At 34.6% G+C, this 12,527-nt stretch carries 15 protein-coding genes; 14 read left to right on the top strand and 1 reads right to left on the bottom strand.

The features are described 5' to 3' along the window. Positions 1–27: 27 nt before the first annotated feature. Positions 28–429 carry a rhodanese-like domain-containing protein gene (locus tag G7082_RS14145; protein WP_166035845.1) on the top strand — a complete coding sequence of 134 codons (402 nt, stop codon included), beginning with the start codon at positions 28–30 and terminating at the stop codon, positions 427–429. 49 nt (positions 430–478) lie between these two features. On the opposite strand, the gene G7082_RS14140 is transcribed toward G7082_RS14145, so the two are convergent. Continuing rightward, a complete protein-coding gene (locus tag G7082_RS14140) occupies positions 479–646 on the bottom strand; it encodes a DUF3042 family protein (RefSeq protein ID WP_086952296.1) in 168 nt (55 codons plus the stop codon). Positions 647–782: 136 nt separating this feature from the next. On the opposite strand from G7082_RS14140, the gene G7082_RS14135 reads away from it, so the two are divergent. The 13 genes from G7082_RS14135 (at position 783) to G7082_RS14075 (ending at position 12,369) form a co-directional block, all read left to right on the top strand. Next, entirely contained in the window at positions 783–1,511 is a 729-nt protein-coding gene (locus G7082_RS14135) for a glycerophosphodiester phosphodiesterase (RefSeq protein ID WP_166035844.1), read from the top strand. Next, complete coding sequence (miaA, locus tag G7082_RS14130; protein ID WP_166035843.1) at positions 1,508–2,449, top strand: tRNA (adenosine(37)-N6)-dimethylallyltransferase MiaA; 942 nt, start codon at positions 1,508–1,510, stop codon at positions 2,447–2,449. The genes G7082_RS14135 and miaA overlap by 4 nt, the downstream gene beginning before the upstream one ends. Before the next feature lie 13 nt (positions 2,450–2,462). After that, a complete protein-coding gene (gene hflX, locus G7082_RS14125; RefSeq protein WP_166035842.1) occupies positions 2,463–3,707 on the top strand; it encodes a GTPase HflX in 1,245 nt (414 codons plus the stop codon). 118 nt (positions 3,708–3,825) lie between these two features. Further along, positions 3,826–4,152 (top strand): MerR family transcriptional regulator, encoded by a 327-nt coding sequence (locus tag G7082_RS14120; protein ID WP_166035841.1) that lies wholly within the window; start codon positions 3,826–3,828, stop codon positions 4,150–4,152. Between the two features lie 22 nt (positions 4,153–4,174). After that, positions 4,175–5,512: a type I glutamate--ammonia ligase gene (gene glnA / locus G7082_RS14115; RefSeq protein ID WP_166035840.1), complete on the top strand. Its 1,338-nt coding sequence runs from the start codon at positions 4,175–4,177 to the stop codon at positions 5,510–5,512. An 89-nt stretch (positions 5,513–5,601) separates the two neighbouring features. Further along, a complete protein-coding gene (locus G7082_RS14110) occupies positions 5,602–5,811 on the top strand; it encodes a hypothetical protein (protein WP_166035839.1) in 210 nt (69 codons plus the stop codon). Positions 5,812–5,891: 80 nt separating this feature from the next. Further along, positions 5,892–6,452, top strand: a complete 561-nt coding sequence (gene efp / locus G7082_RS14105; protein WP_166035838.1) for an elongation factor P — start codon at positions 5,892–5,894, stop codon at positions 6,450–6,452. Positions 6,453–6,596: 144 nt separating this feature from the next. Beyond that, positions 6,597–7,484 (top strand): diadenylate cyclase CdaA, encoded by an 888-nt coding sequence (gene cdaA / locus G7082_RS14100; protein ID WP_166035837.1) that lies wholly within the window; start codon positions 6,597–6,599, stop codon positions 7,482–7,484. After that, the gene (locus tag G7082_RS14095; protein WP_166035836.1) at positions 7,484–8,521 is read left to right on the top strand and encodes a CdaR family protein; all 1,038 of its coding nucleotides are present in this window, start codon (positions 7,484–7,486) and stop codon (positions 8,519–8,521) included. The genes cdaA and G7082_RS14095 overlap by 1 nt, the downstream gene beginning before the upstream one ends. A gap of 36 nt (positions 8,522–8,557) precedes the next feature. Further along, positions 8,558–9,913, top strand: coding sequence for a phosphoglucosamine mutase (gene glmM / locus G7082_RS14090; RefSeq protein ID WP_166035835.1), 1,356 nt, complete (start codon positions 8,558–8,560; stop codon positions 9,911–9,913). Positions 9,914–10,265: 352 nt separating this feature from the next. Next, on the top strand, positions 10,266–10,826 hold the full coding sequence (rsmD, locus tag G7082_RS14085; RefSeq protein ID WP_166035834.1) for a 16S rRNA (guanine(966)-N(2))-methyltransferase RsmD: 561 nt from the start codon (positions 10,266–10,268) through the stop codon (positions 10,824–10,826). A 3-nt stretch (positions 10,827–10,829) separates the two neighbouring features. Further along, the gene (gene coaD / locus G7082_RS14080) at positions 10,830–11,318 is read left to right on the top strand and encodes a pantetheine-phosphate adenylyltransferase (RefSeq protein ID WP_166035833.1); all 489 of its coding nucleotides are present in this window, start codon (positions 10,830–10,832) and stop codon (positions 11,316–11,318) included. A gap of 10 nt (positions 11,319–11,328) precedes the next feature. Beyond that, positions 11,329–12,369, top strand: coding sequence for a SepM family pheromone-processing serine protease (locus G7082_RS14075; protein ID WP_166035832.1), 1,041 nt, complete (start codon positions 11,329–11,331; stop codon positions 12,367–12,369). The last annotated feature ends 158 nt before the right edge of the window (positions 12,370–12,527 follow it).

The following is a 12,527-nucleotide window of genomic DNA, read 5'->3' as shown; positions in this document are numbered from 1 at the left end:
TAATAGTGTAAGAGAGGGAATTAGTTCATGGGATTTATAGCAACACTTAACATTTTTTTGTTTTCAATTATTTTGATCTACGGTTTATATCGCACGTATTTCTTTATCATGAGAAAAAGAAGTGCAACGTTACTAACACAAGACGAATTTAAAGAAAATATGAGAAATGCACAGGTCATTGATGTTCGTGAAAAAGAAGAATTTAATCGTGGTCACATTATGGGCGCTCGCAGTGTTCCCTACACGATTTCAAAAGCTCACAAAGAGTATTTGACAGCTATTAGAAAAGATAAACCAATTTATCTTTATGATAATAGAACAAATATGTCATCGTTTATGGCGAAGTTATTAAAAAAAGAAGGTTACACTAATATTTACATTTTAAAAGGTGGATATAGTGACTGGTCAGGTAAAACAAAGAAAAAATAAAAAGAAAGTGATTGCTTTTTACAGTAATCACTTTCTTTTTTATTATTAATTAGCGTGCGCGACTTTTACGCATTGCTTTCTTGCGGTTATCGTCAATAATCATTTCTTTTTCTTCGACTGGTTCAATCACAAGTTTTTTGATACCTACGGCAACGCCAGCTAAAGCAGCAAGGGTTACTGTTGTACCTGTTAAAAATCCTGAAGTAAATTTTTTCATATCTTTCACACATCCTCTATATTTTGTACAATACCATTATCCCTCATTTTAACAAAAAAATCTAGTCATATCATAGATTGTTCATGTTAAATCTAACAAAAAAATGTTAAACTATTATCTGAAATGGAGTGATTTGATGACATTAGTATTTGCCCATAGAGGAAGTAAAGGAACGCATCCTGAAAATACATTGATTGCCTTTAAAGAAGCGATTAGAGTGCAAGCTGACGGAATAGAATTAGACGTTCAGTATACAAAAGATAAAGAATTAGTTGTTATTCATGACGGTGACGTGAACCGAACAACTAACAAAGAAGGCTTAGTTCAAAATTACACTTTAGCAGAAATTAAAACATTAGACGCTGGTAGTTGGTTTGATGCTAAATATCAAGAAGAAACAATTCCGTCTTTTGATGAAGTACTGGCATTATTGGAAGAGAGTAACTATCCCGGTATCTTAAATATTGAAATTAAAACGGATGAATATGATTATGATGGGATTGAAAAATCTGTCATTGAAAGCTTGAAAAAATATCAGTTATCTTGCCAAATTATATTCTCAAGTTTTAACATGGAAACAATGAAGCGAGTGATTTCTCTAGATCAAGAGCGTCCTAAAGCGATGATTATGGATAAATCAGAAAGAAAAATAAATTTTGCTAGAGAAACCGCTGAAATTGATGCTATCCATCCTTCTATGGAGTGGATTAAAGAAAATCAAGATATTATCCCAATGTTTGATTTGAAATTACGCCCATGGACAGCTAATTCAACTGAAGACATGAATTTATGTTTTGATTTGAAATTAGAAGGTTTCCATACTGATTTTCCAGAAAAAGCAATGAATGAGAAAAATAAGCGATGAAAAAAACAAAAGTATTAGTGATAGTTGGTCCAACAGCCGTCGGAAAAACTGCTCTTAGCATTGAGTTAGCTAAAGAATTTAGTGGCGAAATTATTAGTGGTGATTCACTACAAGTTTATAAAAAATTAGATATTGGGACAGCGAAAGTCACTGAAGAAGAAGCGGAGGGCATTCCTCATTATTTAATAGATGTGAAGGAACCGAATGAAAATTATTCAGCTTATGAATTTAAAACAAGTGCTGAAGAAAAAATTGCAGAGATTACTAGCCGTTCTGGATTGCCGATTGTTGCAGGTGGAACAGGTATGTACATTCAGTCTCTCCTCTTTGATTTTCAATTAGGGAGTAACGAAGAAGACACAGAAGCTCGTTTAACTCGTGAAAAGTGGGAAGAGTTTGCGTCAACGGAAGGTAAAGAAAGTCTATGGAATCATTTGAATAAAATAGACCCACTAGCAGCTAAATCAATTCATATGAATAATGAGAAACGTGTCATTCGTGGGATTGAAGTCTTTGAAAAAACAGGTACTAGTATTTTAAATCAGCAAGGAATTGATTTTAAAGATTTAAGTCAGTCTCAATATGATGTGAAGTTGATTGGGCTAGAAACGGACCGACCTGTTTTATATGACAGAATTAATCAACGTGTGGATATGATGATGGAACAGGGCTTACTTGAAGAAGCCCGCTATGTCTATGAATTAGGTGAAGTTCAGGCAATGCAGGGAATTGGTTATAAAGAGTTCTTTCCTTTTTTTAGAGGTGATTTAGAGATGAGTAGTTGTGTGGAACTTGTTAAACAACATTCCAGACAATACGCCAAACGCCAACTGACCTGGTTTAAAAATCGGATGAGCGTGGAGTGGTATGATATGATTAAGGAACCTAGTATTAAAGAGGATATCATCAAGGATGTCACAAAATGGCTAGAAGAGTGAAAGAAGGTATTGTGTGGAGAAAGTTATATTAGTCGGTGTTGAGAACCAAGAGAATTTTAAAACTTTTACTGAATCAATGGCTGAGTTGGCTAATTTAGCTGAAACAGCACAAGGTGAAGTTGTTGGTGAGATGATTCAAAAAAGACAAGCGATTGATCGCCGTACGATTTTAGGTAAAGGTAAATTATTAGAATTACAGTCTTTAGTAGAATCAACAGAAGCAGATGTGGTTATTTTTAATCATGAAGTATCCGCACGACAAGCTAGATTAATCGAAGAAGTCGTGAATGTAAAAATATTAGACCGCGTGCAACTTATTTTAGATATTTTTGCCATGCGAGCAAAATCTAAAGAAGGTCAATTGCAAGTTGAATTAGCCCAACTTAATTATTTGCTACCTCGATTAGTCGGTCAAGGACTTGCTTTGTCACGTCTTGGTGGTGGGATTGGGACAAGAGGTCCTGGTGAAACGAAATTAGAAACAGATCGCCGTCACATTAGACAAAAAGTAACCTTGATTAAGCGTGAATTAAAGCAAACGGAAGAACATAGAGAGCGAAGCCGTCAAAAGCGAAAAGAGTCTTCGGTGTTTCAAATTGGTTTAATTGGTTATACCAACGCTGGAAAATCAAGCATTATGAATTTACTGACAGACACAAAAACTTACGCAGAAAACCAGTTGTTCGCCACATTAGATCCCTTAACTAAAAAATGGCAACTACCAGAAGGATTAGAAACAACATTGACGGATACGGTTGGGTTTATTCAAGATTTACCCACACAATTAATTGAAGCCTTCCAGTCGACCTTAGAGGAAAGTCGAAGTGTTGATTTACTGCTTCATGTGGTGGATGCCACTTCATCTAACCGAAGTCAGCAAGAAGATACCGTTCTTGAATTAATTGATTCTTTAGACATGAAACATATCCCTGTTTTAACTGTTTATAACAAAGCAGATTTGTTAGATGTTGATGAGTTTGTGCCGACCCTTTTCCCGAACTGCTTAATCTCAGCTCATCAAGAGGCGGACCAAGAAATATTAACTCAAGCAATTATTAAACAAATGAAAGAACTATTTTTACCTTTTGAGATGACACTAGAACCAAAAGAAGCGTATTTGATTACTCAAATGCAACAAGAAGTTTTATTAGATGAGTACGAATATGATGAAGAAAAAAATAATTATTTCTTAAAAGGTTACGCACCTAAGCAATCAAAATGGGTGAGAGAAGTCTCTGATGACCTATTAGAATGGTGATTTTAACGTAAAATAAAAAAAGTTAATTAACTATGTTAGATTATCTAACATAGTTAATTGACTTTCTTTTTTTCGCCTGTTATTATTTCATTAACCTTTAAGAAAAGAGGTCGAAAAAATGAGTGAGAGAGAATTACGACGAACCCTTGCAGTGTTTCCAATGAGTTCTGTTATGAAATTAACGAATTTAACTGCGAGAAAAATTAGATATTATGAAGAACAAGGTTTAATTTTTCCAGAACGAAACGCAGGGAACAATCGCTTATTTTCTTTAAACGATATTGATCGACTCCTGGACATAAAGGATATGCTAAACCACGAATTCACCATCAAAGATATTAAAAAGCAATTTATTAAACAGGATCTAAAGAAAGAGCAACTTTCTGAAGAAAAAATACGAATTGCTTTGTATAACGATTTGATGAATGAAAGTGGACTATACTAAAAAGAAAAGAAGAGGCGAAACGATGGGAAAATACACAACAATCGAACACGTAAAAGAAGCAGCTCAAAAAGAGAATGTGAGATTTTTAAGACTAATGTTCACGGATATTTTAGGTAGACTAAAAAATGTTGAGGTTCCTATTAGCCAAATTGATAAAGTATTAGATAATAAAATGATGTTTGACGGTTCATCAATTGAAGGATTCGTTCGTATCGAAGAAAGTGATATGTACCTATACCCAGATGTGTCAACATTCATTATCTTCCCTTGGGAAAGTGAAAAAGGAAAAGTAGCTCGTTTAATCTGTGATGTTTACAATCCAGAAGGACAACCTTTTGACGGAGACCCACGTGGAAACTTAAAACGTGTTTTAAAAGAAATGACAGACTTAGGTTTCACAGGATTTAACATTGGACCTGAGCCAGAATTTTTCTTATTTAAATTAGATGAAAATGGTCGCCCAACTGACCAATTAAATGATAATGGTGGTTACTTCGACTTTGCCCCAACTGACTTAGGTGAAAACTGTCGTCGTGATATCGTATTAGAATTAGAAAGCTTAGGCTTTGAAGTGGAAGCCTCTCACCATGAGTGTGCCCCAGGACAACATGAAATTGATTTTAAATATGCTAATGCAATTGAAGCTTGTGATAACATCCAAACCTTCGAATTAGTGGTTCGTACAATTGCTCGTAAACATGGTTTACACGCAACATTCATGCCAAAACCTTTATATGGAATTGCTGGTAGTGGGATGCATATCAACATGTCTTTATTCAACGAAGAAGGAAATGTCTTCTACGATGAAAACGGCGTGGATGGTTTAAGTGAAACAGCTTACCACTTCTTAGGTGGATTATTAAAACATGCGAGAGGGTATACAGCTATTTGTAACCCAATTGTTAACTCATACAAACGTTTAGTACCTGGTTACGAAGCGCCTGTATATGTGGCTTGGAGTGGTAAAAACCGTTCGCCATTAGTACGTGTGCCAAGTTCACGTGGGATGTCAACTCGTTTAGAATTACGTTCAGTCGACCCAACTGCTAACCCATACTTAGCAATGGCTGTACTCTTACAAGCAGGTCTTGATGGAATTAAAAATCAAATTACACCACCAGCTGCAGTTGACCGTAACATCTACGTGATGACAGAAGAAGAAAGAGAAGCTGCTGAAATCACAGATTTACCATCAACATTACACAATGCCATTAAAGCAATGAGAAAAGATGAAATGGTAAAAGAAGCTTTAGGATCTCACATTTACAATAACTTTGTTGAAGCGAAGAAAATGGAATGGTCAGCCTTCCGTCAACAAGTGTCAGAGTGGGAAAGAGAACAATATTTAGAAATGTATTAAGAAATAGTAAGACTCGCCGTCGTGTTGATGATGGTGAGTCTTTTTTATCAAGAAAATAGGATATAATAGTTTCAGTAAGGAGGAGCTACATGATTAAGAAAAAGTATGTATTATTGTTGATTATTTTGATTGGTATCACAAGTTTATCAATACGGTTAATAAGTAAAAATAAAAGTAATGAAGAAGCTATACGAACAAGTCAATCTAACTATGGTAAAGAAACAACTGAATCGACCCAAAACACTCAATCACAAGTTTTCGACGCTAAAGGAAACCCAATCAAAGTGATTGGGGAATAACCTAAATTATAAAAAAATATTCTGCAATCCTCACTTTTGTGGTAAAATAGCGATAGTTGAATATAAAGGAGACATAAATAATGATAGCAGTAAGTGATTTAAGATCAGGTATGACATTTGAAAAAGACGGTAAATTAATTAAAGTTTTAGAAGCAAGTCATCATAAACCAGGTAAAGGTAACACAGTAATGCGTCTTAAATTAAGAGACATGCGTTCTGGTTCTACAACTGATACAACAATGCGTCCAGATGAAAAAGTGAAAAAAGCACATATCGACAGTAAAGCTGTTCAATTCTTGTACATCCAAGATGATATTTCAACATTCATGGACTTAGAAACATATGAACAATATGAAATTCCAGTATCAGTTATCAAGGAAGAATTAAAATACTTATTAGATAACATGGAAGTTAAAATCCAATTTTACATTGACGAAGTTGTGGGAGTTACTTTACCAACAACCGTTGTTTTAAGAGTTGAAGAAACACAACCATCAATCAAAGGAGCGACAGTTTCAGGTTCTGGTAAACCAGCTCAAATGGAAACTGGTCTAGTTGTTAATGTTCCTGATTTTATTGAAGCAGGAGAAATGTTAGAAGTTAACACTGCTGATGGTTCATACGTAAAACGCGCGAAATAAACAAAGTCATTTTGACTTTGTTTTTTTATATTCTTAAAGATTTGTTGAAATTTTTAAGAAAATTCAACAAATGGTAAACATGGATATAGACAATATGCTATACTGAAACATGTAAATATTATAAATAAGAGAGGGAGGAGCAAGATGAATATTCATTTTATGGACTTGTTCAAGCCCGATACCTGGCAATATTTTTTTAGCAATTATTTTTCTACGAATTTACTAATACACATCATTGATATATTTGTTGTTTGGTTTGTTATCTATAAATTGATTATGCTTTTAAATGGGACTAAAGCAATTCAGGTGTTTAAAGGGATTGCGGTGATTATTATGGTAAGAATCATTAGTGATTTTATTGGTTTGACCACGGTGTCATGGCTAATGAGTCAAGTGATTACTTACGGAGCGATTGCAGCTATCGTTATTTTCCAACCAGAAGTTAGACGAGGATTGGAACATTTAGGAAGAGGTTCTATTTTAAAGAGTATCAAAAAACAAACGGATCACAAAGACAAATTAATTGTCGAATTAGACGAGTCGATTCAGTATATGTCAAAAAGAAAAATCGGTGCCTTGATTTGTATTGAAAATCGAGATAGTTTAATCGATTATGTGGATACAGGAATTCCTTTAGACTCAGATATTTCGAATCAATTACTGATTAATATTTTCATTCCTAACACACCACTTCATGATGGGGCTGTTATTATTCAAAATGAAAAAATAGCTTCTGCGTGTTCGTACTTACCTTTATCGGAAAGTACCTTGATTCCAAAAGAATATGGAACACGGCACAGAGCGGCAATCGGTTTGAGTGAAGTGAGTGATGCGATTACGATTATTGTGTCAGAAGAAACGGGAGATGTGAGTATAGCGTTTCGTAACAAGTTTTTACCACACCTTAACCGGGAAGAATACATTGATGTTTTAAATCAAGAGCTCATTCAAAAAATCGAAGAAAACAAACAAAACTTTTTTTACCAATTCATTGAAGACACGAGAAATGGATTCAAAGGAGGTAAAAAATAATGCAGACTGATAAAAAGGGAACATGGATTGTTAGAATTTTGTCATTATTTTTTGCGATTTTGCTATTTTATAATGCGAATTCAACCAGTTTGAATGATGACGATATGAAATTTTCAGAACTCTCAGCAACAGCTGAAAAAGTACCTGTGAATGTCACGTACAATCAGGATAAATATTTCATTTCTGGATACGATCAAACTGTTACTGTTGAATTAAAGAGTTCTAATAAGATTCTTTTAGATAAAGAGTCCAATGCAGAAACAAGAAGTTTTTCAATTGTGATGGATTTGACGAAATACTCAGAAGGTACTCATGAAGTACCACTTCAAATCGTTGGCTTGCCTAGTGCGATTAAAGGAACTATTAAGCCTAATAAGTTAGCTGTAACGGTTGAAAAGAAAAAGAGCAATAAATTCCCAGTAGAAGCTGCCATCGATAGTAAAATCTTTGCGAAAGGCTTTGAAATTGAAAAAGCGGTAATCGAACCAGAAAATGTGACACTCTCTGGTGGGGAAGAAACCATTAAACATGTGTCAAAAGTGATTGCAGGAATTAGTGATCAAACGAATATTAGCAGTGATTTTTCACAGAAAGTAAAATTGTATGCAATTAACGAAAAAGGGGAACCTCTGAATGTTAAGATTGAGCCAGAAAGCGTTCGAGTGGATGTTAATGTAAAAGCACCTACTAAACGAGTAAAAGTCAATCCAGTTCAGGCGGGTAAAATGCCTCAAGGTATCTCGGATTATACTTTTTCAATGAAACAGGACAAGGTAGATATTACAGGACCTAAAGAAATATTGGATGAAATAAGTACCATTGATTTAAAAATAGATACAAGTAATATTAGAGAAACCACAAGTAGTTCATACATTGTAGTAGTACCTAAAGAAGTAAAAGTTGAACCAGATACAGTTTTAGTGACCGTTATTCCTAAAAATAGTAGCACTAAAACCACATCTGAAAATAAAGATAAATCGACATCATCCTCAAAGTCTGATAAACTTTCGTTAAATGTGTCGAGTAAGAATAAATAAAAATATTATAGAATGAGTTAGGAGATTTTTTTTAAAATGGGTAAATATTTTGGAACTGACGGCGTTAGAGGAATTGCGAATCAAGAATTAACACCAGAATTAGCATTTAAAATTGGACGTTGTGGAGGTTATGTCTTGTGTCAACATGAAGAAGGAGATAAAAAACCTCAAGTCTTAGTGGCACGTGATACACGTATTTCTGGTCAATTGCTAGAGCAAGCTTTGATTGCTGGTTTATTATCAGTAGGAATTGAAGTGCTTCAATTAGGCGTTATTTCAACACCAGGCGTTTCATATTTAACACGTAATCAAAAAGCCGCAGCGGGTGTTATGATTTCTGCATCTCATAACCCAGCAGCAGACAATGGTATTAAGTTCTTTGGTCCAGATGGTTTCAAATTAGCGGATGACGAAGAATTAGAAATCGAAGCATTATTAGATGCGACGGAAGACACATTACCTCGTCCTTCAGCAGATGGATTAGGAACATTAGATGTCTATCCAGAAGGTTTACAAAAATACATGGAATTCTTAAAAGAAACAATCCCTGGTGATTTATCAGGACTTTCAGTAAGTTTAGATGGAGCAAATGGTGCAACTGCCCCAATCGTTAACCATTTATTTGCAGATTTAGACACTGAATTCTCAACAATGGGTGTGAAACCAAACGGAATTAACATTAATGACGGCGTTGGTTCAACTCATCCGGAAGAATTAGCTAAATTCGTTTTAGAAAATAAATCTGACTTAGGTTTAGCTTTTGATGGTGATGGCGATCGTGTGATTGCGATTGATGAAAAAGGTAACATTGTTGATGGAGATAAAATCCTTTACATCTGTGGTAAATATTTAAAAGCTCACGGAAAACTTAAAGGCGATACAATCGTTGCCACAGTTATGAGTAATTTAGGTTTCCATAAAGCTGTTAGTGATGCAGAGATGAACGCAGTTTGTACACAAGTTGGTGACCGCTATGTGGTTGAAGAAATGAGAAAGTCTGATTATAACTTAGGTGGCGAGCAATCAGGACATATCGTTTTCTTAGATTACAATACAACAGGTGACGGACTACTTTCAGGAATTCAATTAATGAACGTGATGAAAGAGACTGGTAAAACTTTATCTGAATTAACTTCAGAAATTGAAGAATACCCACAAAAATTAGTGAATATTAAAGTTAGTGATAAATACGGTGCAATGGACGTTCCTGCTATTAAAGCAGTGATCGAAGAAGTGGAAGGCGAAATGAATGGTGACGGTCGTATCTTAGTAAGACCTTCAGGAACTGAACCTTTACTACGTGTCATGGCAGAAGCACCAACAAAAGAAAAAGTAGATTACTATGTGGATAAAATCGCTGACGTGGTCGTAAAAGAAATCGGATTAAAGTAGAGTGAATAAAAAATTGTTCTGCTCCGAGTAACTGGAACTGTTCTCAAATAATCCATGGTTTTCGGATTAATTGAGAACAGTGAAGTTACCGAAGGAGCAAATTTTTTATTCCGGATTACACAGCATGATGAAAAAGGCGTTTAGCTCCAAGCAACTGGAGAAAATTACAAACAATCCATAGTTTTCGGATTGATTGTGATTTTTGAAGTTGTCGCAGGAGCTGCCTTTTGAATCTGGACTAATAAACGTGATGAAAATGTTGAGCCAGGATGAGAAATCATTTTTGCTCAACATTTTTTTTATTCGCATAATTTGTTATAATAATGACATAATAAAATTAAGGGGAAATTCGATGCGCGTAATAGCAGGTAATTTTAAAGGTCGTAAATTAAATTCATTATCAGGAGACAACACAAGACCAACAAGTGATAAAATAAAGGGTTCTATTTTTAATATGATTGGACCTTATTTTGATGAAGAATTAGTATTAGATTTGTATAGTGGTAGTGGAAATTTAGCGATTGAAGCTATCTCTAGAGGAGCAAAAAAAGCTTATTGTTTTGATAATCACTTCAAAGCAATCAGTGTGATTAATGAAAATATCGCATTGACCAAACAAGGATCTGATTTTGTTGTCAAAAAAATGGACGCAGATAAAGGGTTGGAATGGCTGTCTAGTAATAAACTAAGCTTTGATTTAGTTTTTCTTGACCCACCATACGCCAAACAAACGATTGAGAAACAATTAGAAAAAATGCTGGAACTTGAATTGTTTGCACCTTTTTGTAAAGTAGTTTGTGAGACCGATAAAAAGGTTGATTTACCAGAAGAAATTAAGGAGTTATCATTGTCTAAAGTTCAAAGTTATGGCGCAACTAAAGTCTATATTTATCGCTATCAAAAGGAGGAATAGAGCATGACTAATAAAAGAATTGCTTTATTCCCAGGAAGTTTTGATCCTTTCACTAATGGGCATCTAAATACGGTTGAACGAGCCTGTTTACTATTTGATGAAGTGATTATCGGGATATTCACGAATACAACTAAAAAACCACTTTTTAGTCCAGAAGAGAAAAAAGAATTAACCGAGAAAGCAGTGGCACATTTGGATAACGTGAGAGTGGTTTTACAATCTGAGGGATTGACGATTCATATTGCTAAAGAGCTTGAAGCCAATTTTTTAATCCGTGGGGTTAGAAATAATCAAGATTACGAGTATGAAAAAAATATCGCCTCCATGAATAGAACCATGGATGAATCAATTGATACGGTGTTTCTTCTAGCAGATGATAAGTTTAGTAATATTAGTTCAAGTATGATTAAAGAGATTGCAAAATTTAAAGGGGATGTGTCTTCGTTTGTTCCAAAAGAGGTCAACGAAGCACTGATTCAAAAATTAGGATAGGACTAACTAGATGAAAATTACAGAGAATAAGTATTTTAAAAAAATTGTCATATTTTTGACCCTCCTTTTATTACTGTTAGTGGTCATTCCAATTCCTTATTTTATTGAAATGCCAGGGAGTTCTGAAAATATTCGAGATCATGTGACCGTTAATGAGAAGAGAGATAATTTTGATGGCTCATTTATGCTTACCACAGTGGCTGTTCAACAAGCAACCGTCGCAACATTGATTCAAGGTTATTTTACCCCGAATAATGATTTAATCAGTAAAAAAGAGATGATGGGAACAAGTAGCGACCGAGAATATGAAAAGATGCAAACCTATTATATGGAAACCTCACAAAATTTAGCGATAAAAAATGCGTTAGATTTAGCTGAAAAGCCTTATGACATGACATATGAAGGTGTCTATGTGATGGAAATAGGTGAAGATTCCAATTTTAATCATCTTCTTGAGGTGGGGGATACAATTTATGCAGTAGATGGTAAAAAACTAAATTCCTCAAAAGAGCTAACAGACTATATCCAAGATAAAAAACCAGGGGATAAAGTAAAGTTAAGCTTTATAAGAGATGATCAGAAAAAAGAGGCTTCAGCAAAACTAATGAAATTACCAGAGACGAAAAAAACGGGAATTGGTATTTCCTTAGTTGATCATACGGAAATTGAATCAAAAGATAAAATCGATTTCCAAACAGACGAGATTGGTGGTCCTTCTGCAGGATTAATGTTTACCCTAGAGCTATATGGTTTACTTGCAAATAAAGACTTAAGAGATGGTAAAGAGATTGCAGGAACAGGAACGATTGATCAAGAGGGTGTTGTGGGAAGAATTGGTGGAATCGATAAAAAGGTTATCGCAGCAGATGCTGAAGGAGCAGAAATTTTCTTTGCGCCAGATGATAAAATTGATGCTGAGATGAAAAAATATGACCCAGAGATCAAAACGAATTATCAAGAAGCTGTGGAATCTGCGAAAAAGAACAAATTAGACATAAAAATAGTCCCAGTTAAAACAGCTCAGGATGCGGTAAAGTATTTAGAAAAATAGAGGTTGTGACAGAAGTGTTCAGCTTCAAGAAATAAGAAGGAAATCAAGAAAATTGCTTTTCAAATTTTTGTGATTTTCGGCTTATTTCCGAAGAAGCTACTTCTGTGACACCGTTTAGTTCGAAAAAATAAGAGGGTGACTTTTAGTCGCTCTCTTAT

It is taken from the genome of Vagococcus hydrophili (assembly GCF_011304195.1).
Classification (GTDB): Bacteria; Bacillota; Bacilli; order Lactobacillales; family Vagococcaceae; genus Vagococcus; species Vagococcus hydrophili.
The sequence above is the reverse complement of the archived record's forward strand: the minus strand, read 5'-3'. Positions and strand labels throughout refer to the sequence as shown.

What these genes read in the sequence shown, in the direction of transcription:
- coaD (WP_166035833.1), top strand. Translation starts at nt 10,830, where the DNA reads ATGACTAATAAAAGAATTGCTTTATTCCCAGGAAGTTTTGATCCTTTC.
- efp (WP_166035838.1), top strand. Translation starts at nt 5,892, where the DNA reads ATGATAGCAGTAAGTGATTTAAGATCAGGTATGACATTTGAAAAAGAC.
- G7082_RS14140 (WP_086952296.1), bottom strand. Translation starts at nt 646, where the DNA reads ATGAAAAAATTTACTTCAGGATTTTTAACAGGTACAACAGTAACCCTT.
- glnA (WP_166035840.1), top strand. Translation starts at nt 4,175, where the DNA reads ATGGGAAAATACACAACAATCGAACACGTAAAAGAAGCAGCTCAAAAA.
- G7082_RS14135 (WP_166035844.1), top strand. Translation starts at nt 783, where the DNA reads ATGACATTAGTATTTGCCCATAGAGGAAGTAAAGGAACGCATCCTGAA.
- G7082_RS14120 (WP_166035841.1), top strand. Translation starts at nt 3,826, where the DNA reads ATGAGTGAGAGAGAATTACGACGAACCCTTGCAGTGTTTCCAATGAGT.
- G7082_RS14075 (WP_166035832.1), top strand. Translation starts at nt 11,329, where the DNA reads ATGAAAATTACAGAGAATAAGTATTTTAAAAAAATTGTCATATTTTTG.
- miaA (WP_166035843.1), top strand. Translation starts at nt 1,508, where the DNA reads ATGAAAAAAACAAAAGTATTAGTGATAGTTGGTCCAACAGCCGTCGGA.
- G7082_RS14145 (WP_166035845.1), top strand. Translation starts at nt 28, where the DNA reads ATGGGATTTATAGCAACACTTAACATTTTTTTGTTTTCAATTATTTTG.
- G7082_RS14110 (WP_166035839.1), top strand. Translation starts at nt 5,602, where the DNA reads ATGATTAAGAAAAAGTATGTATTATTGTTGATTATTTTGATTGGTATC.
- rsmD (WP_166035834.1), top strand. Translation starts at nt 10,266, where the DNA reads ATGCGCGTAATAGCAGGTAATTTTAAAGGTCGTAAATTAAATTCATTA.
- cdaA (WP_166035837.1), top strand. Translation starts at nt 6,597, where the DNA reads ATGAATATTCATTTTATGGACTTGTTCAAGCCCGATACCTGGCAATAT.
- G7082_RS14095 (WP_166035836.1), top strand. Translation starts at nt 7,484, where the DNA reads ATGCAGACTGATAAAAAGGGAACATGGATTGTTAGAATTTTGTCATTA.
- glmM (WP_166035835.1), top strand. Translation starts at nt 8,558, where the DNA reads ATGGGTAAATATTTTGGAACTGACGGCGTTAGAGGAATTGCGAATCAA.